Here is a 23456-nt window from a genome sequence, read left to right as displayed (position 1 = left end):
CAACCGCTAGTTAGCAGGCTGTTAAACCTTAAACCCAAGCCGGTTCCCAACCTTTGACGTACTCTTTGGTGAGCCACGGTTGGGCTTCGGTGAAATTGGGGATTTCCATTTTCTGCGCGTCCCATTTCAGTGTTTGGCCTGGGAAGCGAATGCCGACCGTGCCGAGCAAGACCGTTTCGGTCAGTGGGCCGGCGTAATCGAAGTGAGATGTGGTTTCCGCTTCGCCACGGCAGGCATCTGCCCATTGCACATAGTGGTCGACACTGGGGACCGGTTCGACCTTGGTCTCTTCCGTGCTGCCGTTGAGGAACAACTTGGGCATCGCCACGTGCGGGATGATGAGCGAACCTTTCTCGCCAATCAAAACCGAGCCAGCGCCTGGCAGATCGACGTTGGCCGGAATCGCGCTCATGTTCTCACGCGAGGGCCGCACGCCAGCGCCGTCGTACCAGGTCACCGCAATGGTATCTCCGGCGGTGTATTGGGTTTGTGGGAAAAGGTAGCGAACGGTTGCTTTGTCGGTCCAGGTTTCCGGCTTCAATTCAGGCGCTTCGGCGGTTAACTCAAGGGGAGATGTCAGCAGCAGCGACTTGAACACCGGGTCGAGAATGTGACAGCCAAAGTCACCCAATTGACCGGTGCCGTAAGCTTGCCAGCCGCGCCAGTTGAAGGGGTGATAGATTCCCTTCTTGTAAGGCCGCCGCGGGGCCACCCCCTGCCACAGATCCCAGGCCACCGTATCGGGCACCGGGTCCGAGCCTGGCGGACGATCGATATTGCATGGCCAGCTAGGCGTGCCTCCTTGCCAGGAATGAACTTCCTTGACCTTGCCAATCATCCCGTCATGCACAATTTTAACCGCCGTGCGGTAAGCAGTGTGGGATTGAATTTGATTGCACATCTGCGTAACCAGATCGTGCTTCTTGGCCGCCAATTGCATCTGACGGGCTTCAAAAACGGTGTGCGTGAGCGGTTTTTGGCAGAAGACATGCTTGTCTAACTGCATTGCCGCCAGCGAGACCGGAGCGTGCATAAAGTCGGGCGTTGAAACGATCACGCCGTCGACTTCAGCTTGGTTATCGAGCAGCTTGCGCCAGTCGGCATACGTTTTCGCAGAAGAATACTTCGTGGCGGCCCGGCCCAGGTGGGCTGCAGAGCTATCGATATCGCAGAGCGCCGTCACTTCGACGGCAGGGCTCGCAGCGACGCCGTTCAAGTCGCTCCAACCTTTGCCACCGGTACCGATACTACCGACACGTAGCTTTTCGTTGGCCCCTAAAACGCGGGAATACTGTGCCGCAGGCAAGGCCAACGCCGCCGTGGCGACACTTAGCCCTTTGATGAATTGACGACGGGTCGCAGTTCGTTTCATACGATGCTCGCTGGAAGGTGGGAAGGGAGGGAGGTGGAATTGGGTGGAGCCTCCAAGTCTCGCCGATCAGACGTGCGGCGTCAACCATTTTCATGGATCGTGATATCAAGCAAAAATACTTATCGCATCTTATGTGTTCTTTGCCGTCTTAAACCAAGCGGGAACGGTTCATAGCATTGCTCCACAAGAGAAGGACGATAGAATTCTCCTATCGAGAACCTCTATTTACAGAGAAAGATCATGGCTGTTTCAATCCCACTGCTTATCAATCAACTTTGGGACGTCTATCGTCGCATCAACCCTCAGGCTGACCAAATCGTCAAGCTGCTGACCGAACGAGGAGAGGCGATTCAGAACGATCACATTGCGTTCCGCACTTTCCAAGACCCTCGGATCGGTATCGATCGCTTAGCCAAACCGTTTCTAGAGGCTGGCTACGAGGTTGGCGGGGAATATCACTTCGAAGAAAAAAAGCTCTACGCCAAGCATTTTCAGCATCAAGATCCAACGTTGCCGAAAATCTTTATCAGCGAACTTCTGCTCGATAAGCTCTCGGCACCCATCCGCGCCGCCATCGATCGGCTGCTCGACCAATTGCCTCAAGACGGAGAGTTCCACGGTCCGCTCTGTTCAGAAGGCCGCGTCTGGCAAACCTCCTTCGCCGACTACGAATTGCTTAAAAAAGAGAGCGAGTACGCCGCTTGGATGGCTGCGCATGGATTCTGTGCAAACCACTTCACCGTCTATGTAAACGAACTATCGACGGTTGCTTCGCTGCAGGAATTGAACGACCTGTTGATTAGCAACGGATTTGCCCTGAACCAAGAAGGAGGAGCCATCAAAGGCTCGCCAGAGGTCTATCTCGAACAATCCTCGACGGTTGCCTCGGTGGTCGAAGTGCCATTTACCGATGGCCCTCAGAAGGTGCCCGGCTGTTACTACGAGTTCGCCCGCCGCTACAAGCTGCCCGATGGTAAGCTGTTTGAAGGATTCGTCGCCAAGAGCGCCGACAAGATCTTTGAAAGCACAGACGAGAAGCTGCAACGCTAACTCGTCTGTGCCATGGAAAACAGGTGGTTTGTTCCCGTAAGCTTTATGGGAACAAACCTCGTTTGAGTTTGGCTTCTGCGACGCGCTCGATTCCTTCAATCAAAGCCGCCGTGCGGAAGTCAAGATTCGAGCTTTCGGCTCGGCTTGAAGTCCGCTGGAAAGCATCGACCAGAATCTTCTTCAACCGCGAGTTGATTTCTTCCAACGTCCACATGTAGTTTTGTGTTCCTTGGACCCACTCGAAGTACGAAACCGTCACGCCGCCTGCGTTGCCAAGCACGTCCGGAATGACGAAGATCCCACGTTCTTTCAGGATCTCGTCCGCTTCCAGGCTTGTCGGGCCATTGGCACCTTCGGCCACCAGCTTGCAATTCAGCTTCTCGGCATTCCGCTCGGTAATCTGATTTTGCAATGCACACGGTGCCAAAATATCGCACGGCAACTCAAGCAACTCTTGGTTCGTGACTTCGTCGGCATGAGGATACCCTTTCAGCACGCGGTGGTCATGGGCGTACTGCAACAAGTCGGTCACCGAAAGCCCTTTGGGGTTGTATAAGCCGGTTGAAACGTCGCTGACGCCCACCACTTTCACTCCCAGTTCTTCCAGCAACCGAGCCGTATTGCTACCGACATTACCAAAACCTTGCACGACGGCGGTGGCCCCTTGGATAGGAAGCCCCATCACCTTGGCCGCTTCTTCGATCACATAAACCAGCCCTCGCCCGGTGGCTTCTCGCCGTCCGAGTGAACCTCCCAGAGAGACCGGCTTGCCGGTAACAATGGTCGGAACCGAGTGACCCATTTGCTGGCTGTAGGTATCCATCAGCCACGCCATGACTTGTTCGTCCGTCCCCATGTCTGGGGCCGGAATGTCTTTGTCGGGCCCGATCATGTCGATGATTTCCATCGTGTAACGTCGGGTCAGGCGTTGCAGTTCGTGCCCGGTCAGTTCGGTCGGATCGATTCGGACGCCACCTTTGGCGCCACCGAAAGGAAGACGCATCAACGCACATTTCCAGCTCATCCACATCGCCAGCGCGGACACTTCGCCCAGGCCAACATCTTCGTGATAGCGAATACCCCCTTTGGTCGGCCCCATGGTCAGCAAGTGCTGCACGCGATAACCGAACACGGTTTCGACCTGGGTGTAGTTATCTCGGCGGAAGGGGAGGGTGACGACAAGCGTTCGTTGAGGAAACAGCAGCCGTTCGCGCAGGTTCTCGTCGAGCCCCATGATCTGGGCCGCTTTTAAGAATTGCTGCTGCGCCAGGTGCAGCATCGGCGAATTCCATTCCTGCTGCTCGGCATGCGTTCGTTTGACCGCCAGACGCAAAGCCCTGGCCAGCCGATTACCGTCGATCTTGCCTTTAATCAGATAGTCTTGGGCGCCTGCTTCCACCGCCTTGGCGGCCAGCGACCAATCGTCGTTTCCGGTCAAAACCACCACCGGCACGCCGGTAGCAGCCTCGTGCATCCGAATAAAGGTGGTAAGTCCTTCGCTATCGGGAAGTGTCAAGTCGAGCAATATCGCGTCAAACTTCTTCTTACTGAGACAATTGAGGGCCGTCTCTAGGTTTTCAAAGAGGTCGAGCTCGAAGCGGGTATCAACACTTTGGGCCAACAATTCCTGAATGAGCGCTGCTTGAAGTGGGTTATCTTCCACCACTAGAACGCGAATTTCCGACATTGCTCGCTCCTGTCTGCAATGGGATGGGGGAACGTGACAGGTGAAACAAGAAAAACATCCATCTGTATTGTACGGCATACAATGAAGTAGGGCGCTTACAATCTCATGCAACTTCTCTTCGGCAGGTTCGCCATGTCACTGGAACCAGATACAAAATCAATTCTATCCTGGTTGGCTAAACAGCAAGATCAGATGGTGACCCAACTAGCCGATTGGGCTGCTATCAATACTGGCACCGCCAATCTGGCAGGTTTAAGACAGTTGGCCGAACTGGTCGAAGCCGAGTTCACCTCGATCACCGACCACATCGACTACTTGGCGGTCGATCCGCAAACAGAAGTGAGCTCTCGCGGCGAGGTGACCGAACGCCTATTGGCGGGCGTTCTGGTAGGGCGGCGACGCGAGAAAGCTACGCGTCAGGCGGTCCTTTCCATTCACATGGACACGGTCTATCCGGCTGATTCCCCGTTTCAAACATTAAAGCTGGCCGGAAACGTCCTCCATGGCCCAGGCGTGGCCGATGCCAAAGGAGGCTTGGTGGTCATGCTGTATGCCTTGCGCGCCCTGGAACGGTATGTCGAGGCCACCGGCAACAGGCAACTTGGTTGGACAATTTTGTTGAACAGCGACGAGGAAATTGGCTCACTTGGCTCGCGCAACATCTTCGCTCAGTATGGAAGCGATGCCAATTTCGGTTTGCTCTTCGAACCTTGTCTGCCAAGTGGACATCTTATCGGACAGCGGAAAGGTTCTGGCAATTTCGAGATTGTCGTGCGGGGGCAAGCGGCTCACGCGGGACGAGAGTTTTACAAAGGACGCAATGCCGTCGTGGCCGCCGCCAACGTGGCTCGGCAACTGCACGAACTGAATGGCCGCTGGCCTGATACAACCGTTAACGTCGCTAAAATCGATGGCGGCGGCCCGAATAATGTCGTCCCTGATGTAGCGGTCGTTCGTTTCAATATTCGTTATCCGAGCCAGCAACACGAAGCCGAACTGTCCCACGACTTAGAACGAATCGTGCAAGACGTGCCGGAAGGAATGGTCATGTCGCTGCATGGCGGTTTCTTTGCGCCACCGAAACCGTTGAATGAACCTTACCAACAGCTCTTAGAAACGGTCCAAAAATGTGGCGAAACGATCGGCTTAGACTTGGCCTGGGAGTCGACGGGGGGCGTCTGCGACGGCAATCGATTAGCCGCATTGGGCGTGCCGAACGTCGATACGATGGGCGTTCAAGGGGGTAACATTCATTCGCCCCAAGAGTACATGCTGATCGATAGTTTGGTCCCTCGCGCGCAACTCGCTTTCCTGACGTTGATAAGTCAGGTCCCTTGAATTTCGGAGGCCGAAAGGGGGAAACAAGCGTAGAATTGAAATGAGCTTCGATTTTCCGTCAGCTCGAACACCCCCCAAAGAAACGGAGGCAACCGTGGATGCTCGTAAGTTAATTGCCCAACAATTGCTGGACGACCCGCGCGTCGCCGAGGCAACACGGCTCTTGCAGGCGGCTGTACAGGAACACACTGCCGATCTCAAAGCTCAGCCAGCCAGCCCTCAGCAGACGCAGCAGCTTCAGAATCTGCTGAATGAATATGCCAACCTCCGCGGCAACCCGCTGTTTTTCCCCTACCTGGGAAGTGGCACTGGGCGAAGTTCTTTGGTGGAATTGGTCGACGGGAGCGTCAAGTACGACATGATTACCGGGATTGGCGTCCACGCGATGGGGCACGCTAACACCGATCTGCTGGCTGAGTTGGTCCCGGCGATCCTGGCCGATACCGTAATGCAAGGAAACTTGCAGCAGAATGTCGAGTCGCTCAAACTCAGCCGGGAACTTGTCGCGTTGGCCAAACGCAATGGCGCGAAGCTTAACCATTGCTTTCTTTCCAGCAGTGGTGCCATGGCCAACGAGAATGCGCTGAAGATTTTGTTTCAGCATCGCCCAGGCGCCCAGCGTGTTCTGGCGTTTGAAAATGCCTTCGCCGGACGCTCGATGGTGCTAAACCAAGTCACCGATCGCCCGAAGAACCGCGTCGGCCAACCACAGACAATCGCGGTCGACTACGTTCCGTTTTACGACGCCCACGCCGACGCGGCCAGTTTGCATCATTCGCTCCGCGTGCTGGAACGGCATTTGGAACGCTTCCCCGAGGCGCACTGCGGTTTCATCATGGAGCTGGTGCAAGGAGAAGGAGGCTACTACGGCGCCCCGCGCGAGTACTTTGTCGCCCTTTGTTCGCTCTTGAAAAAGCACCACGTACCCATCTTGTTCGACGAGATTCAAACCTTCGGACGCACGCTGCAACCGTTTGCCTTTCAAATGCTCGAACTGGACGACTACGCCGACGTGGTGACGATTGGCAAGATGACGCAAGTATGTGCCACGCTGTTTAGTGAAGAGGTCAATCCGAAGCCTGGGCTGCTGAGCCAAACGTTTACCTCTTCGACCACCGCGATCATTGCGGCTCGTTGGGTCTTGCGGCAGCTAACCGAGGGGGATTTCTACGGACCCGAGGGGCGCAACGCCGCGATTCAGCAGCGTTTTGCTGCTCGTTTCGAAGCCCTACGACAAAAGGCCCCTGATAAAATCTCTGGCCCTTGGGGCGTTGGCGGCATGGTGGCTTTTACGCCCTTCAACGGTTCGGCAGAAGCGGCCAAACGGGTGTTACATGGGCTGTACGACGCCGGCGTGATCGCTTTCGTTGCCGGTCAGAACCCGGCGCGCGTGCGGTTTCTGCCTCCGTTTCTCTCGGTTACCGACGAAGAAATCGAGGCAGCGTGCGACATCGTCGATCAGGTGATGCTCTCGCTTTCCTGGGAAGAGTGATCGGAACTTATTGGCAAGGGGGCACGATGATTATCCGCCCGGTGGAACTACGCGACTTAGACCAGCTACATCAGTTGGCACAGCTAACCCAATACGGGCTCACGACGCTGCCGAAAGATCGGGCTATCTTCGAGAAGCGGGTGAAGCAAAGTCTGCGCTCGTTTGAAGACTTAAGCGACGCCGATCCTCAAGGGCAGCTCTACTTGTTCGTGATGGAAGAACCAACTTCTGGCAAAATCGTCGGCACGTGTGGTATCGTGTCGAAGGTTGGCGGCTTCAAACCGTTTTACGCCTTCGATGTGGTTCAAGAAATTCAAGAATCAACTGTTCTGGGGAGTAGACACGAGCACCAAGTTCTCACGCTGCTGAAAAACCACGATGGCCCAACCGAGATTGGGAGTTTGTTTTTGCACCCCGATTATCGCGGCGGAGGCAACGGGCGTGTCCTTTCCCTTTCTCGTTTCCTCTTCATCGCCCAGTGGCCCAAACTGTTCGAGAAAGAAGTCATCGCCGAGATGCGTGGTGTCGTCGACGAGCAAGGGAACAGCCCGTTTTGGGAAGCCTTGGGGGTTCACTTCTTTGGGATCGACTTCCCACATGCCGACATGCTGAGTTTGATCAACAAAGATTTCATCGAAGAGTTGAATCCCCGTCATCCCGTCTATGTCGACCTTCTGCCCGACGAAGCCAAAGCTTCCATCGCGCAGGTCCACGCCAACACGGTTCCTGCCCGCCGACTGTTAGAAAGTGAAGGTTTTCGCTACGAATGCTTAGTCGATATCTTTGAAGCAGGCCCGGTATTGCACTGCCAACGCGATGAAATTCGCCTCGTGCGAGAAAGCCGCGTATTGCCGATCAAAGAGGTCCGTGACGGGTTGCCGGAAGAGACACCCATCTATGTGGTCGCAGCGATCGAGCCGACCTTCCGCCTCAGTAGTGGACGTTTGCTTGCCAGCGAAGATCATGTCATCATCGACCCTACGTTAGCGAATGAATTATCACTTGAGCCAGGCCAGCAGGTTCGCTTCGCTCGGCTCAAACCTCCTGCACAACCAAAAAACATTGGGGCATAAAACATTGGGGAGGGACGCTATGCTTTATATCAACGGACAATGGCGCGAAGCGACCGGAGAGCCGTTCGCATCGACGAACCCTGCCACTGAGCAGACCGTCTGGCAAGGCAACGCGGCTTCGTCCGACGATGTCAAAACCGCTTTCCAATCTGCTGCCGCTGCCCAACCAGCTTGGCAAGCGAAGCCTGAGCAAGATCGTGCTGCGCTGCTCCGGCGTTTCGCAGAGCTGGTCCAAGCGAACAAAGAAGAACTCGCCAAGGCGATCTCGGACGAAGTCGGCAAACCGCTCTGGGACGCACTAACGGAAGTCGGGGCAACAGCCGCCAAGGCGAATGTCACCATCGATGCCTACGACCGGCGGCGTGATCGTGAAGAAGTTTCCCTTCCAGGGCGTACCGGGCGGACTGCTTATCGTCCGCTGGGTGTGGTTTCGGTATTTGGTCCCTTCAATTTTCCGCTGCACATCGCAAACGGACAGATCATGCCGGCGTTGTTGGCGGGGAATGCGGTGGTTTTCAAACCCAGCGAACTCACTCCGCACGTGGCCCAGCGCACGGTAGAGCTGTGGGAAGAGGCCGGATTGCCCCCTGGCGTGCTGAACTTTCTTCCCGGCGGCGTTTCCACCGGACAAGCCATTTTGCAGCAACCAGAACTACGTGGCTTGTTCTTTACCGGAAGTCGCAGCACCGGAATCAAGCTGCGGCATGCCTTGGCCGAGCAGCTGGAAGTGTTGCTGGCCTTGGAACTGGGAGGCAATAACCCGCTGGTTGTGCATCAGCCGCAAGACATTCCGAAAGCCGTGGAAACAATTATTCAATCGGCCTACCTCACTTCGGGGCAGCGCTGTACGTGTGTCCGGCGGCTGATCGTGACGGGCGATTCTCAAGAATTACTCGAAAGCCTCGTGGCGAGTGCCGCACAGCTTTCGGTCGGATTGCCGAGCGATATCCCCGAGCCTTTCTTGGGGCCGCTAGTTCACGCTACGGCGGTTAATCGCGTACGAGACGAGCAGCGGCGGCTTGTCAAATTCGGAGCCGTGACACTGCTAGAAGCCAAACGTCAATCATCTTCTCGGGCACTGGTCAGTCCTGGGATTGTCGACGTAACGAACTGCTCGCAGCGAACCGACGACGAGATATTCGGGCCACTGTTGCAGGTGATTCGCGTCTCTGATTTAGCAGCCGCTATCCAAGAGGCCAATGCCACCCAGTTTGGCTTGGCGGCTGGTATTCTGTGCGATCGTCGGGAAGACTTCGAACGCTTCCGCTGCCAAGTCAACGCCGGGCTGATCAATTGGAACCTCCCCACAACCGGAGCCAGCGGACGGTTGCCATTCGGAGGCATCGGGCAGAGTGGTAACTATCGCCCCGCCGGTTATCATGCGATTGATTTCTGCCAGAGCGCCATTGCCGAACTGGAAGCGGCCCCGCATGCGGAGGACCAAGCGTGATTGCCTGGGAAGTCAACTTCGACGGCTTGATCGGCCCCACGCATCATTACGGCGGCCTCTCGGCAGGCAATCTGGCTTCGCAGCAACATCGCCACCAAGTATCTTCCCCCCGCAAAGCCGCTTTGCAGGGACTTGCCAAAATGAAGCAGGTGGCTGACTTGGGATTGGTGCAAGGATTTCTGCCGCCGCAACGTCGGCCTGATCTCGCGTTTCTGCGGCGGCATGGTTTTACTGGTAGCCCGCCCGAAGTGTTGGCTAACGCTTACCGCACACGGCCTGATTTGCTGAGTAACGCTTACAGCGCCTCGGCCATGTGGACCGCCAACGCGGCGACCGTTTCGCCCAGTCGCGATTGCCTCGATGGCCGTGTTCACTTCACCCCAGCCAATTTGCAATCGATGCCGCATCGCCAGTTAGAAGCAGAGCAAACCACGGCCATGCTACGTCAAGTATTTCGCAGTCGAGCCCACTTCGTCGTTCATAACCCCTTGCCCGCTGAAGTTCAGCAAAGCGATGAAGGAGCGGCGAATCATACTCGTTTTTGTACCTCGTACGGAGACCCAGGAACCGAGTTGTTTGTTTACGGGCGTGATAACCAGACACTCCCGGGGGAAACCAGATTTGTCGCGCGCCAAGCGAAGTTGGCCAGCCAGACCGTGGCCCGGCAGCACCTGCTTCGCCCCGATTACTGCCTCTTCGCCCAGCAACGTCCACGGGCAATCGATGCTGGCGTGTTCCATAACGATGTCATCGCGGTCGGCAATCAGAACGTTCACTTGGTACACGAAGCGGCTTTTGTTCATCAAACCGAAGTCCTCGACCAACTGCAAACCATGATGGAGGGGGAGCTATGCACGATTGTTGTCTCTGCCAATGAACTGACGCTGGAAGAAGCGGTGGCTACTTACTTCTTCAACAGCCAGCTCCTCACCGTGGCCCCAGGCCAAATGCTGCTAGTCTGTCCGATCGAATGCCAAGAATCGCCGCGTGCTGCCGCATTAATCGAGAAGATCATCGCTGCCGACAACCCAATTGCTTCGTGTTTGTATGTCGACCTACGAGAAAGCATGCAAAATGGGGGAGGCCCGGCCTGTTTGCGTCTGCGGGTGGTGCTAACTGAAGAAGAACTTGCCGCCGTGCCCAAGCCGTTTCTGCTCACCGAACAACGCCATCAACAGTTGTGCGCTTGGGTCGAACGGCATTATCGCGAACAGCTCACCCTCGCCGACCTGGCCGATCCAGCGTTTTACGAAGAAGTGAACAAAGCCATGGACGAGTTAGCGGCCATGCTCGAACTGACTTCTTATTGAGCCCTTTAATACGGCTAGAAACACTTGGTTTGGTTGCCTCGCAGCTGTCATCTCTGGCGAGGCACCTCTTGCAACTATTGAGGAGGTACGTAATCGGTTAGTCAGACATCGTTTCCCGTTAGGAAGAGTTGATGCCCAGCGTCCCACATCTGCTAGGCATCGATTTTCAGCAAGAACGGCCTGCCATGTCTCATGCTGATCTGAAGCATGGTTTCTTGGTCGATCGAAAGGTGGGCATGTTGCCGTCCTCCCTTTGTCCGTCTCTATGCCGGAGTGCATTGAATTTTGTACTGTGACACATAGACGCCAGGAGCTATTCTCCAACACCGATTCAGAACGTAACTCCAGGTGACCGTTTCATCTGCGCTGCTGTTGGTCTCGGTGAACTCCATTGAAGTGGGCTGACAATCACTTCGGCAGAGTTCCACAGCAAATTCGGTACGAAGCGATAACCCCACTAAGACGCGATTTTCAACAATGGCTCCGATCGGGCCGAATTGCTCTCGCCAATCATACTTCATTTGCGATCGCTTCAGCATGAAAGTCGTTGGAATTGCTTGGCGCGAAAACCTGGCTGTGTAGCTCGTGCTCTTGCCCCGGATGGAAACGGATCCGCTTCGATCAGAACTCCGTATTTGCTCTAAGACTTCCTTTGCAGCCATTGCCTCTCGCCGGACGCGAAACAGCGTACATGCCTCGAAGTATGCAGGCAGAAACGCGCACCATATTCCAGATATGGCATATAGCAGACAACTCAGCATTGCGAATCCGAAAAAAGTATGGGTGAGCAAGTACGCCACCATCGGAATCGCAATAAAGAAATGGTACGTGCCCAAAAGGAGTGCGATCCATGCTCGCCAGCGAATGTCCGGAATACGCATCCCTGCGACAAAATGTCTAACATTCCTCTCGCGCCATACGCCAACCAGAATGTCATGCACTGTCCATGCCGATGCGTCAATCGCAAACCATGCCAACGAAATCACTGGACCGATTAGTATTGCCATGGATACTAAATAAATGTCAATTTGCATCCAATCCTAAATACTTATTGAGGTCTGTGGCAGCGACCAAACAAGGGAGACCAACGGAAGCCACCGATTGGTTTCCAATCGCCCCGTTCCCTTTGCGTCAATCATCGATCGTCCGTAAACGAGAGCGATGGTTGGCTTCGACGAAAGGGGCAAACGCCCCTATTGTCCCCGGGAATCCGAGTACCAATGAAATTGCCGTTGCACTTGTGAGCCACGCAAAGCCAGCGATAGATTGAAGTCAAATTGGCAAAAAGTGTTCACTTCACCGACTTACAAAAAACGAATGGAAGGCTAATCTTCGACTGGAAGAGATTGGAACGCACGAGGTGATCGTCGGCGTTTGGATATCGGATGTGGAAAGCCAAAATCCCGCCGGTCGCCATTCAACCTATTTTCTTTATCACTGAATATAGGTGATTATAACCGGATCGTCCTTTCGACATAATAAGACATAAAAGAAATGCCCATGCGCCATTAGTCACTCCAATGAATGTTTCCTTCATTGCAATTCCGAATACCGTAGCAAGCACGAAGAGAGAAATGCCAGCGACGACAAATAGCACGGGAAGCCTGCGTTGCGCTGAAAGATCTGTGTTTCGTATTGCTTCAAGTGTTTTGCTCTCTCTTTCAGTAAGCGAGTTGTCCATTCTGCACCTTTCTAATGGATCACTATTTCTTCGAGCTCTTTTATTCTGGCCCTAAGTTCATTCACGTGCTGTTTCAATTGCATTACGCTCGGCCGGGCTTGTGGGATGGATCAGGGCAAGCTGCGGCTGCGCAACACACGTTCGGCAAAACCACACAGGCAGCCTATTGCGGCCCCAGCTAGGATGCTGAACAGCAATCTCTCAAGCCATGCCCCATCTTGCACCAAAGGCTCAATCGCGATCCCCAACACAAGCGAGAGTGTTCCACTGGCGGCACATAACATAACTATTCGCCATATGCCCTGCATCTGTCTGATTGCAATAATACTGCAAGTTAAAGCTGCCATTGAAAAAGAGTCTCCGCGCATTGGCGATCCCAGGATGATTCCAAAAAAGGCCTGCAAGGCACCCGTTGCGCCTCCAAGGTATATCAGATTCATCACACTCACGATGTTGACCCAAGGTTCTATGTTGGTGTGCAGGATGAGATCCAGCGTTAGAAACAATTCTACAGCAACCATTTCGCCAAAGCGATGTCCTTGGCGTTGGCGTCATCTACTCTTGGTGCACGGCAACTAAGAGGTTCTTTTCTTCTCGGATAGTTTCGATGTTGCTTGCTCGTGTGGCGGTTTGTTTCGTCCGCTTTTAGCATGTCGTGAATACGAAAGGAAGCTGCGTTTGGCCGTTCCCTTCGTACCGCATGTTTTGTTGGGAACAGCGAACGACTATCCTTACCCTTCCAGGCACTTTCTTTGCGTTAACTCCCTTTGTTTGGTCCATCCGGCTTTGTCATGGGGCTGCTAGAATTCTCCGAGAAGGAGAGCATTCATGCAAGACAAAGAACTTTACCAGCATCCTTTGGGCCTGAAGTCGCCGTGGTTTGTGTCACAGGTGGGGTTGGATGTCGACCAACAACAGATTGATGTTCACGTCGAGCACCCGCCAGGCAGCATCGCTGGATAGAGCGAGGCGGTGTTGGTGAATAGGATGTGCTGGGTCTGAGAAGCTCAGAAAGAATGGGCACTCTGGTCGGCGAAGCGTGGATCTTCGTTCCCAGCTTTTATTTTGGGTGAAAGATCATGGAGAAGGACTCGAAGGTTATTCTGCTATGGTGAACTTTGAGGCATCCAGGTCTTTACGGACTACCTAGGTTCATTCGGCAAGAGGCTCAATGCATTCACTGGATTCATTCTTAGGAGAGTTTACCAAAGTGCTGACGGGGTAGGTCTCCATCTCCTCGTCAGGATAAGGATCAAGCATTGGAAGTAACGTCTTCGAATCTTCGACCTTCTGATCCAACCATAAATCAATATCGTTTCCCGAAAGGATCACCGGCATTCGGTCATGCAACTCCGACATAAGTTTGTTGGCACTGGTTGTGATGATCGTACAAGACTCGATGGTGAGCCCATTTTTGCGCCAATGCTCCCATAGTCCGGCAAAGGCAATTGGACCGTCATCCTTCATCCGAATGAAGTGTGGCTGTTTGGCTTTGCCTTCTTTTTTCCATTCATAAAATCCATCCGCCAAGACGAGGCAGCGGCGACGTTTCAAAGCCGTTCGGAAAGAGGGCTTTTCCGCTACGGTTTCACCACGGGCATTAATCATGTGATTTCCGATTTTGGGATCATCGGCCCATGAGGGAATCAGACCCCAATGAAGAAGTGCCAATTCTCTTGTGGCGGAATCAGCAGTCGATCGCACGGTAGCAACGTCTTGCGTAGGAGCAATGTTGTACCGTGGCTCCAACTCCACATCAGACTCCGCTGCATAGATTTGCAAAAGCTGGTTCAGACGGGCTCGTAAGGTGTATCGACCGCACATGGCTTTTCGTGATTTCACGTATGGGAACTGCTTCTTACCCTAGAATTGCCCAAATTTCAGCCGCTTGACAAATGGTGTACATGTGTATACACTCCGTGCGAGGTGCTGAAATGGGAAAACTCAACTACCACGATACCCGGAAACAAACAATTGTTGAACTTCAGAACCAGATATGGGCTCGGGAGAGGGGAGTTTCCGAGAAGGCAAATAGGGTGTACTCCACCGGCTGCGAGGATTTAGATGCTTTGCTTCCTCATCAGGGAATAAGGCGAGGAAGCCTTGTTGAGTGGGTGGGAAGCACTTCGGCCAGCCGTGCTGGAACGCTCTCGCTGATTGCTGGCAAGCAAATCTGTCCCCAAGTACTTCCTACGGTAATTATCGATGTTCAACATGAACTTTTTCCGTTGTCCCTTTCACTTTTGGGATTCGACCTATCCCGAGTGGTTCTCATTCGTCCCAATTCCGAAAAGGAAGCTCTTTGGGCTTGTGAAGAAGCTTTGAGATCGGAAGCGATTGGAGTGGTTTGGGCCAACATCGAGCGGATGAATAGCACCAGCTTTCGGCGACTCCAATTGGCCGTAGAGGCTTCTGCTGGAATTGGCTTCTTGGTTCGCTCTGCCCAGGCATTGAAGCAACCTTCATGGGCGGAGGCTCGATTACTGGTGCATCCACTTCGTTCACTGCATGGTTCCCCTTGTGTTCGGGTTGAGTTGGCTTCCAGCTATCGCAAGCTAAAGCACTCACAAGCAGACATCGTGATCGACAGCGTGAAGGGAACGCTTTATGGGACGAATACCACAGCGAATCCTTTGCCTTTGGTTTCCCAACTGGGCGTTACAGCAACGTATCAACACTCAGCCTGAGCTTCAGCAGGCAGTGCTGTTGCTAACCGAGTCGAGGAAACAAGGAGACTTTGTTCGCTACTGTAATCGATTTGCCCAACGACGTGGTGTACAAGTCGGAATGCCTATTTCGGAAGGTCGAACCTTTGCACAGCCTCATGATCGCCTTGTCGTGGAACAGGTTCAGCCGGAACAGGCTTGGCAGGCATTGGTGGAGATCGCCCTGCGTTGCGAACGTTTCAGCTTTCGGATTGGCTTGGAAGAGTCCAGTGATCCTGAAAGCATCCTCATGGATGTGACAGGAATCGCTCATTTCTTTTCAGGGGAACAAGCCCTTGCGGCTGAATTGGATCGAGCAGTCACCAAGAGACAATTCGATGGTCGGATTGCTATCGGCAATAGCATTGGAGCCGCATGGGCTGCGGCCCACTACATGGCAAAGCCAAACTGCCCGGTGGTTATTCCCATTGAAAATATTCGGCAATGTTATTCGTTGCCCTTGCCGGCGCTGCGATTGAGTGAACCCATTTTGCAGAAGCTATATCGACTCGGAATAACTACCATCCAGCAGGTAATGACGCTGGATCGTCGTTCTTTGGCACGTCGGTTGGGGAATGATATCCTAACTCGATTGGACCAGTTCACAGGGCAGGTTCCCGAATACATCGATCCATGTCATCCGCTACCTCTGTATCGAGTCAAGCAAACGCTTGAGGAAGGCATTTCCCATCCAGAAGCGATTGAACACTTCTTGTTGTTGCTATTGCGACAACTGTTGGCTTTGCTCGCTCCGTGTTGGCTCGGAACTCGGCATCTGGAATGCCTGTTCCTTCTCGAAGACCGTACATCTAAAATGCTCGATCTTCGCCTTTGCGAAACGACGAGCGAAGAAAAGCATATTTGTGAATTATTGCGAATCCATTTGGAAAAGTTGCGACTTCATTCGCCGGTTGTGGGCCTGCATTTAGAAGCAAAAGAGGTTGCTCCTCTGGGGGCGTCCCAAGAAGAATTTTTTGAGGGGGTGACACGGAATAGTTCCCGTCAATTTTCCATCTTATTGAATCGATTCAGCAGTCGCCTTGGTGAACAGGCCGTTATTGCTCCGTACTTGCTTCCCGATCCAATCCCCGAGCGATCTGTCGAATTAGCCTCGGTAGCTGGCCCGTCCCTTCCTAGTGCCACGACCTTCAACAGCAGATATCACGGACTGGATCGACCTACGGCACTCTTTTTAAAGCCAAGGCCAATTGAGGTTATCGCTTCCATCCCAGATGGTCCGCCGGTGGTTTTATTCTGGAAGAGAAAGCGAATCGAGATTGGCGAATGCTCTGAGCCAGAAAGGATTGAATCAGGCTGGTGGCAAGGAGAGCATGTTTGCCGTGATTATTACCGAGTCGAGACCACTTCAGGGGAATGGCTCTGGGTCTTTCGGAGACTTCATGATGGTCGCTGGTTTTGGCATGGAGAGTGGTTTTAACCATGCGCTATGCTGAACTTCATTGCCGAACCAACTTCTCGTTTCTGGAAGCAGCTTCTCATCCTGAAGAACTGGTTGTGCGAGCAGCCGAACTTGGATACTCCGCACTGGCCGCCACTGACATCAACACGTTGGCGGGCATTGTTCGTGCCAACACGGCTACTAAGGATCATTCGCTGAAGCTGATCGTCGGTTCGGAAATTTGTCCACTGGATGCTCCGCCAGTCGTAGTTTGGGTAAAGAATCGAGAAGGGTATGCCAATCTCTGCCGCTTGATAACCATTGGCAGAAGAAGAGCCCCCAAGGGAGAATGTCATCTTACGCTGGACGACATTGCCAAGCACACAACCGGACTAATTGCTGGAGTCCTACCTCCTGCGTGCAGCGAAGACTTCTCAACTCGCGAGGCGGAACTGTATCGAGGGATGTTTGATGATTTGTATTTATTAGCAGAACTCCATCGCGGACCGCATGACCGAGAACGTCGCCATTGGCTGAAAGAGCTGTCACAACAAATTCGGCTGCCACTGGTCGCTGCCGGCGGAGTTCTTTTTCATACGCCAGAGCGGAAACCTCTTCATGATGTGCTGACGGCAATTCGGCTACGCACATCGGTTTCCAAAGTCGGCGAAGAATTGCAGGCCAATGCTCAAAGGCATCTCCGTTCCATGGAGGCGATTCATGCGATTCACTCCGATCTTCCCGGGGCCTTAGAGCGGACAATAGAGATTGCCGACAAGTGTACGTTTTCGCTTGATGAACTTCGGTATGAATACCCAGAGGAACTTGCTCCAAAAGGCTTTACACCGATTCAGTACCTGCGACACCTGACGTGGAAGGGAGCCGCAACAAGATATCCAGATGGTGTCCCTGATAAAGTTTATCGGCTGGTCGAACACGAATTGAATCTAATCGAAGAACTTCGCTACGAATCGTACTTCCTGACCGTCTGGGATATTGTTCGATTTGCTCGTTCCCGCAAGATTTTATGTCAGGGGCGAGGATCAGCTGCAAACTCAGCCGTATGCTATTGCTTGGGCGTTACTGCGGTTGATCCAGAACGGGTTGACGTTCTATTTGAAAGATTTATCAGCAGAGAACGAGATGAGGCTCCTGATATCGACGTGGACTTTGAACACGAACGACGAGAGGAAGTCCTCCAATACCTTTATGAGAAATACGGACGTGAACGAGCGGGAATTGCAGCCGTCACGATTACTTATCGACCTCGTTCGGCCATTCGAGATGTCGGCAAAGCCTTCGGGTTCTCGTTGGAGTTGGTAGATCGCTTGGCTAAGAACGCCGATCACTACCAGGCCTCGGATGATTTTCGAGGGCGTTGTCAGGAAGCGGGACTCGACGTTTGTTCTGGCACTGGCAAGCAATTCATCTATCTGGTGGGTCAACTCCTTGGTTTCCCCCGTCATCTATCGCAGCACGTCGGTGGGATGGTCATCACACGAGGTCCACTTCATGAACTCGTTCCTATCGAGAACGCCTCGATGGAAGGTAGAACCGTCGTCCAATGGAACAAGGATGATCTCGACGACTTGGGTATTCTCAAAGTCGATTGCCTAGCTTTGGGAATGCTGACGGCAATTCGCAAGTGCTTTGATCTGATCAAGGAAACTACCGGCAAGTCATTGACGTTGGCGAATATCCCCGAAGGAGATTCACAGGTCTACGACATGATCTGTCGGGCAGACACGATTGGTGTGTTTCAGATCGAGTCTCGGGCCCAGATGTCCATGCTCCCTCGCCTCAGGCCAAGATGTTATTACGATCTTGTCATTGAAGTTGCCATCGTTCGTCCCGGTCCAATTCAGGGAGACATGGTTCATCCCTATCTGCGGAGACGATTCGGGGAGGAAGAAGAGATTTATCCCAACGATGCCATTCGGAACGTGTTGAGAAAAACGCTTGGTGTGCCGCTTTTCCAAGAGCAATGTATGCAGTTGGCTATCGTGGCTGCTGGATTCTCGCCCGGCGAAGCTGACCAGTTACGAAGAGCGATGGGGGCGTGGAGAAGACCGGGGATCATCGACCAATTTCGTCAAAAGTTGCTCGATGGCATGAAGCAGCATGGTTTGGAGGGAGAATTTGCGGAACAAGTCTTTCGACAGATCAGAGGCTTTGGGGAATATGGCTTCCCAGAAAGTCATGCCGCCAGTTTTGCCCTGCTGGTCTATGTTTCTGCTTGGCTCAAGCATTATTATCCCGCTCACTTCACGGCGGCTGTTATTAACAGTCAGCCAATGGGTTTCTATGCCCCTTCGCAATTGATACAGGATGCCAGAAAACACAAGGTTGAAGTTCGCCCCGTGGACGTGAATCGAAGTGAATGGGACTGTTGTATCGAACGTGGAGCGATCCGTCTTGGGCTTCGACTTATTACCGGATTACAGAGGACAACGGCTGACATTATCACCCATTGCCGAAAAGATGTTTATTTTCAATCGATGGATGATTTCCAGCGGCGAACAAGACTTTCGCAAGCCCAAGTGGAACTATTAGCCGAGGCAGATGCATTGGCGAGCCTTAGTCCGGGACGACGTGAGGCAATGTGGAGTGCGTTAACGATTTCCCAAAAGCCTCGACAGAAAACTCTCTTTGACGATCTCGAACCGGAGGAAGAACCATCGGCGATATTACCAACGATGCCTCCAGAAGAAGAGGTTTATACCGATTACCGTACTACAGGGTTGTCGCTGCGTTCTCATCCAATGGCTTTTCAGCGTGAACGATTAAAGAGTCTGGGCGTAATTCAAACGGAAAAGCTTGCTCAGGTTTCGAATGATACACCCATCAAAGTTGCTGGGATCATACTCCTACGTCAACGGCCTAGCACTTCCAAGGGAATTACCTTCGTAACCATCGAAGATGAAACGGGAACTGCCAACCTCGTAGTTCATGCCAAGACATGGGAACGGTTTCGTAAGATTACCCGTCATTCACAAGCTTGGATCGTTCATGGCAAAGTCGAGTGTAAAGATACAGTGATCCACGTTGTTGTACGACGAGTCGAAGATCTTTCGACTCGTCTTTCTGCATTGGCGATGAAGTCACGAGACTTTCGTTGACGTACATCATCATTCAGGGATAATTGCACCCTCGGGGAGAAAGTCGTTTTGAATGTCAACGAGCAACAGGGCGATCATGAGGGCTCCTTTAATAGGGAGGAAGTAACCTCCTGAATCCGACCGTCAACACGGCCGTGGTAAACGCAATATTGCTTACGAATGTCAGCGGCCAGTGCATTCGTGGAGGGGAAGCTTCGCCGGAAGCGACTGCATGGGAAAGTTGTTCCATCCAACGCACATTTCTGGGCCATTCGGTCAGCCTATCGATCCATTGACTGGGCAATGCATTGGCCGTTAGGTTCGCTCCTGAAATGGCCCCTGCGATCGCTCCGACGCTATCCGCGTCGCCACCGATGTCGCAGGATGTAACTCAGCCGCTTGCTAATTTGTTTTAAGCTTTTAATGTCCATTTGGGGTTTCTTTGCCTGGTTGTTTTCGATTAAGTTATTTTTGCTTCGCGTAGTTCGGTGCGAATTTCCATAAGGATTTTGCCTAGCCAGTTCTGGCCTGATCCGTCCTTGCCGGCGCCCCAAAAGTAATCCCTTCCCGCCGCTTCGACGATCGTTTCGTCCCCGGTTTCTAGGAGCAGTTTCTGCAGATCCTCGTGAGCGAATATCTTGGCTCGCACGGCTGTACGCATGATGTCAACTTTGACCTCTTCCCAGTCGTCGCGGATCTTAACCTTGCGACTGCGACCAAGACGGGCAGCGATCATCGGGCTTTTCGTTTCGCGGATTCTCTCTTGATACTGCGCGTCCGAGAACTTCATCGCCTGGAAATAGTGTTCGCTAGTCGGGTAGACGAGACCGTCGATCTCGAACGGAAATGGAGCGAAGTTGGAGAACTCGCCGTAAGTGTCCTTCGTTGAATAAAATTCGATGGTCATCGTTTTCCTTTCGTTGAATTCGGATTCCTGCTTTTGCCATCGTTGTGATCGCTGCCGCACAATCCCCTGGCTGAAGTTCAACACCGCGAACCCCTTCTAGGATCACTGTGGTTTTAAAACCAAGCTCCACCGCATCTAGCGCGGTGAACTTCACGCAATAGTCGGTGGCTAGGCCCACGATGTGGACTTCGTTGACGCCTGCGCTGTGTAAATAATCTTCTAGCCCGGTCTTCTTCAGCCGGGCGTTATCAAAAAAGCCGCTGTAGCTATCGATTTGCGGATCGGTTCCTTTGGTCACAACATGATCGATGCCGCCAACATTCAGCCCTGGGGCGAATTCGGCTCCGCTGGTTCCTTGAATGCAATGATCAGGCCACAAGACTTGCGTTAGCCCTTCCAATTCGATCACGTCGCCAATCTTCTTGCCCAGGTGTTGACTGGCAAACGACTTGTGATGGGCTGGGTGCCAATCTTTCGTGGCCACCACCAGCGGATAGCCTGGCATCAAGCGGTTGGCGACCGAAATCACCTGATCTCCTTCGCTCACCGCCAGCGCTCCTCCAGGGAGAAAATCATTTTGAATATCGACTAACAACAAGGCGATCATTGCTGCCACCTTTCATAGGGAGGACTCATTCAAATCTCGAAGTGAAATCCTTGCTTGGTTAATTTGTCGTAGGTCTTTTTATCGAAGCGAAACAGACGAGCCGCGCGGTGGGCGACATCTTTTTCGATCTCGTTGGTTTCTTTGACAATCTCCATGCTGAGCACTTTTTTGCGGAAATTGCGTTTGTCGAGTTCTCGGTCGAGGATCACTTCGTACAAGTGTTGTAGTTGCCGTAAGGTAAACTTTTCAGGCAAAAGTTCGAACCCAATCGGCTGGTAGCGAACCTTGCCCCGTAGCCGCTCGTGGGCTGTTTGTAAAATCATGGCATGGTCAAACGCCAGTTCGGGCAGTTCGCTCATGGCGAACCAGGCCGCGTTACGTGCGTCGGTGTTTGCTTGGACGTTGTGCCCTGCTAAATTCACCAGGGCATAGTAAGCCACCGTCACCACACGTTCGCGCGGGTCTCGCTGCAAGCCACCGAAGGTGTAAAGCTGTTCGAGGTAGATATCCTTCAAACCGGTTTCTTCCTGCAACTCGCGCCGGGCGGCATCTTCCAGGGTTTCGTCGATATGCACAAAACCGCCTGGCAGGGCCCATTGTCCCTCGAAAGGATCCAGGTCGCGCTGAATCAGCATCACCATCAAATCATTTTCATCGAGCGCGAACACCACGATATCGACCGTCAGCGCCGGACGCGCGTACTCGTATTGATGTGTCTTTTTCATGAGGTGCGTTCTTTCCCTTGCCACTGAGACTGGCGAGCCTCTTGAATCATGTGATCGCGTCGTTCGTGCAGCCCAATATCGAGCCCCACGGGATATTCGTGCGGGTTCATGAAGCGGCGGATGGTTGGGTGCAGCGAAGCCAACTGCTGCCGAGCTCGCTGGCGGATGGCCGTCAACGCTTCCTCAGGCTGAACACGCTGACCGGCTTGCATCACGTTTTCAAGCAAATCGGTCGCGGTGAAGTGGGTTAAACGTTTGCGGCGGGTTGGATCTTTGCTATCGACGATCATGGCCCGAGGATCGACGCCGTGTAGCTCGTCGAAGATCATGTCGCCAAGCATCTGGCCGTCGCTGTGGTAACGTCGCACCTGCAGCGAACCAGGGATCGAAGTTTTGATGGCTTGTTCCGAGAGTTTAATCTTCGGCTGCCAGGTGCCGTCGGCTTGCTGAGTAGCGGCCAACTTATAAACGCCCCCCAGCGCCGGTTGATCGAACGCGGTGACCAGCTTCGTACCAATTCCCCAAATCGTGATCTGGCTGCCTTGCGACTTGAGACTGGCGATAATGTTCTCGTCGATGTCGTTCGACGCCACGATTGCTGCCTGCGGAAAGCCTGCTTCGTCTAAGATTTGTCGGGCTTCGATGCTCAAGTAAGCTAAATCGCCTGAGTCTAACCGGATGCCAACCATCTCGTGCCCTTGACGGCGAAGCTGCTTACCCACCTCGCAGGCCTGACGGACGCCGTCCAAGGTGTCGTATGTGTCGACCAGGAACACGCAATTGTTAGGCATCGCTGCGGCATACTGCGCGAATGCTTCCGCTTCGGTATCGAACGACATCACCCAGCTATGGGCGTGCGTCCCTTTGACGGGAATGCCTAGCAGCTTTCCGGCCAGCACATTCGAGGTCGCCGCGCTGCCGCCGATGTAAGCTGCTCGACTTGCGGAAAGTGCTCCATCGATTCCTTGAGCCCGGCGAAGTCCGAATTCCAAGACCGGGTCGTCCCCAGCCGCCGTCGTGATGCGCGCCGATTTGGTGGCAATCAACGTTTGAAAGTTTATCAGATTCAGCAGCGGCGTTTCTAGCAGTTGGCACTGTAGGATCGGCCCACGTACTTTCAACAGCGGCTCTTGCCCGAAAACAACCGTTCCTTCGGGTACGGCGTCGATATCGACCGATAACCTCAATTGACCGAGATAGTCGAGGAATTGCTGGTCGAATAGCGGAGCATCGTCATTGCCGGTGAGGCTGGCCAGGTATTCGAGATCGGACGAATCGAAGCGGAATTGCTGCAAGTATTGCAACGCTTGCTCTAACCCAGCCGCAACCGCATAGCCCCCTTGGAACGGAGGCTTGCGAAAAAAGAGATGAAACACTGCCTGCTGATCGGCCCGACCTAGCTTCCAGTAACCATAAGCCATGGTTAATTGATACAGATCGGTTAGCAGGGCCAGTGGAGGTTTGTAGAGTTCATCGATCATTGTTCGCTCCTTGTTAGTGTAAGTTAGACACTAACGATGTCGTTGTCAACGTTACTTTCTTTCCACCCGCTTATTGAAGAG

Annotated in this window: 18 protein-coding genes; 10 read left to right on the top strand and 8 right to left on the bottom strand. The window is 53.3% G+C overall.

Features of this window, described 5'->3' with window-relative positions; genetic code table 11:
• Nucleotides 1-28: 28 nt before the first annotated feature.
• Nucleotides 29-1372 (bottom strand): Gfo/Idh/MocA family protein, encoded by a 1344-nt coding sequence (locus DTL42_RS01995; RefSeq protein ID WP_114367023.1) that lies wholly within the window; start codon nucleotides 1370-1372, stop codon nucleotides 29-31.
• Nucleotides 1373-1612: 240 nt separating this feature from the next.
• Between DTL42_RS01995 and DTL42_RS01990 the strand changes: the two genes are divergently transcribed.
• Nucleotides 1613-2422 carry a DUF1338 domain-containing protein gene (locus DTL42_RS01990; RefSeq protein WP_114367022.1) on the top strand — a complete coding sequence of 270 codons (810 nt, stop codon included), beginning with the start codon at nucleotides 1613-1615 and terminating at the stop codon, nucleotides 2420-2422.
• Nucleotides 2423-2465: 43 nt separating this feature from the next.
• On the opposite strand, the gene DTL42_RS01985 is transcribed toward DTL42_RS01990, so the two are convergent.
• The gene (locus tag DTL42_RS01985) at nucleotides 2466-4109 is read right to left on the bottom strand and encodes a Glu/Leu/Phe/Val dehydrogenase dimerization domain-containing protein (protein WP_114367021.1); all 1644 of its coding nucleotides are present in this window, start codon (nucleotides 4107-4109) and stop codon (nucleotides 2466-2468) included.
• Between the two features lie 132 nt (nucleotides 4110-4241).
• On the opposite strand from DTL42_RS01985, the gene DTL42_RS01980 reads away from it, so the two are divergent.
• The 5 genes from DTL42_RS01980 (at nucleotide 4242) to astB (ending at nucleotide 10772) form a co-directional block, all read left to right on the top strand.
• The gene (locus DTL42_RS01980) at nucleotides 4242-5447 is read left to right on the top strand and encodes a hydrolase (protein WP_158545192.1); all 1206 of its coding nucleotides are present in this window, start codon (nucleotides 4242-4244) and stop codon (nucleotides 5445-5447) included.
• Nucleotides 5448-5541: 94 nt separating this feature from the next.
• On the top strand, nucleotides 5542-6939 hold the full coding sequence (locus tag DTL42_RS01975) for an aminotransferase class III-fold pyridoxal phosphate-dependent enzyme (protein WP_114367962.1): 1398 nt from the start codon (nucleotides 5542-5544) through the stop codon (nucleotides 6937-6939).
• Nucleotides 6891-8012, top strand: a complete 1122-nt coding sequence (locus tag DTL42_RS01970) for an arginine N-succinyltransferase (protein ID WP_234824039.1) — start codon at nucleotides 6891-6893, stop codon at nucleotides 8010-8012. Before DTL42_RS01975 ends, DTL42_RS01970 begins: the two co-directional genes overlap by 49 nt.
• A 19-nt stretch (nucleotides 8013-8031) precedes the next feature.
• Complete coding sequence (locus DTL42_RS01965) at nucleotides 8032-9462, top strand: succinylglutamate-semialdehyde dehydrogenase (protein WP_114367019.1); 1431 nt, start codon at nucleotides 8032-8034, stop codon at nucleotides 9460-9462.
• Entirely contained in the window at nucleotides 9459-10772 is a 1314-nt protein-coding gene (astB, locus tag DTL42_RS01960) for an N-succinylarginine dihydrolase (protein ID WP_114367018.1), read from the top strand. The genes DTL42_RS01965 and astB overlap by 4 nt, the downstream gene beginning before the upstream one ends.
• A 1791-nt stretch (nucleotides 10773-12563) precedes the next feature.
• On the opposite strand, the gene DTL42_RS01945 is transcribed toward astB, so the two are convergent.
• On the bottom strand, nucleotides 12564-12974 hold the full coding sequence (locus DTL42_RS01945) for a hypothetical protein (protein ID WP_114367015.1): 411 nt from the start codon (nucleotides 12972-12974) through the stop codon (nucleotides 12564-12566).
• Between the two features lie 307 nt (nucleotides 12975-13281).
• Here DTL42_RS01945 and DTL42_RS26915 point away from each other — a divergent pair, with 307 nt between their 5' ends.
• Nucleotides 13282-13416: a hypothetical protein gene (locus DTL42_RS26915; RefSeq protein ID WP_261341588.1), complete on the top strand. Its 135-nt coding sequence runs from the start codon at nucleotides 13282-13284 to the stop codon at nucleotides 13414-13416.
• Nucleotides 13417-13605: 189 nt separating this feature from the next.
• Here DTL42_RS26915 and DTL42_RS01940 read toward each other — a convergent pair whose 3' ends face one another.
• A complete protein-coding gene (locus tag DTL42_RS01940; RefSeq protein WP_234824038.1) occupies nucleotides 13606-14295 on the bottom strand; it encodes an SOS response-associated peptidase in 690 nt (229 codons plus the stop codon).
• Between the two features lie 53 nt (nucleotides 14296-14348).
• Between DTL42_RS01940 and DTL42_RS01935 the strand changes: the two genes are divergently transcribed.
• Genes DTL42_RS01935 through DTL42_RS01925 form a run of 3 tightly spaced genes read left to right on the top strand, consistent with a single transcriptional unit; the run spans nucleotide 14349 to nucleotide 19676 of the window.
• Nucleotides 14349-15140, top strand: a complete 792-nt coding sequence (locus DTL42_RS01935) for an ImuA family protein (protein ID WP_114367013.1) — start codon at nucleotides 14349-14351, stop codon at nucleotides 15138-15140.
• On the top strand, nucleotides 15061-16596 hold the full coding sequence (locus DTL42_RS01930) for a Y-family DNA polymerase (protein ID WP_114367012.1): 1536 nt from the start codon (nucleotides 15061-15063) through the stop codon (nucleotides 16594-16596). Before DTL42_RS01935 ends, DTL42_RS01930 begins: the two co-directional genes overlap by 80 nt.
• Nucleotides 16597-16598: 2 nt before the next feature.
• Nucleotides 16599-19676, top strand: coding sequence for an error-prone DNA polymerase (locus tag DTL42_RS01925; protein ID WP_114367011.1), 3078 nt, complete (start codon nucleotides 16599-16601; stop codon nucleotides 19674-19676).
• 439 nt (nucleotides 19677-20115) lie between these two features.
• Here the strand turns inward: DTL42_RS01925 and DTL42_RS01920 are convergent, their stop codons facing one another.
• Genes DTL42_RS01920 through DTL42_RS01905 form a run of 4 tightly spaced genes read right to left on the bottom strand, consistent with a single transcriptional unit; the run spans nucleotide 20116 to nucleotide 23375 of the window.
• A complete protein-coding gene (locus tag DTL42_RS01920) occupies nucleotides 20116-20562 on the bottom strand; it encodes an NADAR family protein (RefSeq protein ID WP_114367010.1) in 447 nt (148 codons plus the stop codon).
• Nucleotides 20465-21169 (bottom strand): bifunctional nicotinamidase/pyrazinamidase, encoded by a 705-nt coding sequence (gene pncA, locus DTL42_RS01915; protein WP_114367009.1) that lies wholly within the window; start codon nucleotides 21167-21169, stop codon nucleotides 20465-20467. The genes DTL42_RS01920 and pncA overlap by 98 nt, the downstream gene beginning before the upstream one ends.
• Before the next feature lie 29 nt (nucleotides 21170-21198).
• Nucleotides 21199-21894: an NUDIX hydrolase gene (locus DTL42_RS01910; RefSeq protein WP_114367008.1), complete on the bottom strand. Its 696-nt coding sequence runs from the start codon at nucleotides 21892-21894 to the stop codon at nucleotides 21199-21201.
• Nucleotides 21891-23375 (bottom strand): nicotinate phosphoribosyltransferase, encoded by a 1485-nt coding sequence (locus DTL42_RS01905; protein ID WP_114367007.1) that lies wholly within the window; start codon nucleotides 23373-23375, stop codon nucleotides 21891-21893. The genes DTL42_RS01910 and DTL42_RS01905 overlap by 4 nt, the downstream gene beginning before the upstream one ends.
• Nucleotides 23376-23456: the final 81 nt, after the last annotated feature.

The sequence above is a fragment of the Bremerella cremea genome (assembly GCF_003335505.1).
Lineage (GTDB): Bacteria > Planctomycetota > Planctomycetia > Pirellulales > Pirellulaceae > Bremerella > Bremerella cremea_A.
Note: the sequence above shows the minus strand (reverse complement) of the source record. Positions and strands in the feature narration are given on the sequence as shown.

What these genes read in the sequence shown, in the direction of transcription:
- DTL42_RS01925 (WP_114367011.1), top strand. Translation starts at nt 16,599, where the DNA reads ATGCGCTATGCTGAACTTCATTGCCGAACCAACTTCTCGTTTCTGGAA.
- DTL42_RS01980 (WP_158545192.1), top strand. Translation starts at nt 4,242, where the DNA reads ATGTCACTGGAACCAGATACAAAATCAATTCTATCCTGGTTGGCTAAA.
- DTL42_RS01935 (WP_114367013.1), top strand. Translation starts at nt 14,349, where the DNA reads ATGGTGTACATGTGTATACACTCCGTGCGAGGTGCTGAAATGGGAAAA.
- DTL42_RS01965 (WP_114367019.1), top strand. Translation starts at nt 8,032, where the DNA reads ATGCTTTATATCAACGGACAATGGCGCGAAGCGACCGGAGAGCCGTTC.
- DTL42_RS01945 (WP_114367015.1), bottom strand. Translation starts at nt 12,974, where the DNA reads ATGGTTGCTGTAGAATTGTTTCTAACGCTGGATCTCATCCTGCACACC.
- DTL42_RS01910 (WP_114367008.1), bottom strand. Translation starts at nt 21,894, where the DNA reads ATGAAAAAGACACATCAATACGAGTACGCGCGTCCGGCGCTGACGGTC.
- DTL42_RS01990 (WP_114367022.1), top strand. Translation starts at nt 1,613, where the DNA reads ATGGCTGTTTCAATCCCACTGCTTATCAATCAACTTTGGGACGTCTAT.
- DTL42_RS01985 (WP_114367021.1), bottom strand. Translation starts at nt 4,109, where the DNA reads ATGTCGGAAATTCGCGTTCTAGTGGTGGAAGATAACCCACTTCAAGCA.
- DTL42_RS01920 (WP_114367010.1), bottom strand. Translation starts at nt 20,562, where the DNA reads ATGACCATCGAATTTTATTCAACGAAGGACACTTACGGCGAGTTCTCC.
- pncA (WP_114367009.1), bottom strand. Translation starts at nt 21,169, where the DNA reads ATGATCGCCTTGTTGTTAGTCGATATTCAAAATGATTTTCTCCCTGGA.
- DTL42_RS01930 (WP_114367012.1), top strand. Translation starts at nt 15,061, where the DNA reads ATGGGACGAATACCACAGCGAATCCTTTGCCTTTGGTTTCCCAACTGG.
- DTL42_RS01905 (WP_114367007.1), bottom strand. Translation starts at nt 23,375, where the DNA reads ATGATCGATGAACTCTACAAACCTCCACTGGCCCTGCTAACCGATCTG.
- DTL42_RS01995 (WP_114367023.1), bottom strand. Translation starts at nt 1,372, where the DNA reads ATGAAACGAACTGCGACCCGTCGTCAATTCATCAAAGGGCTAAGTGTC.
- DTL42_RS26915 (WP_261341588.1), top strand. Translation starts at nt 13,282, where the DNA reads ATGCAAGACAAAGAACTTTACCAGCATCCTTTGGGCCTGAAGTCGCCG.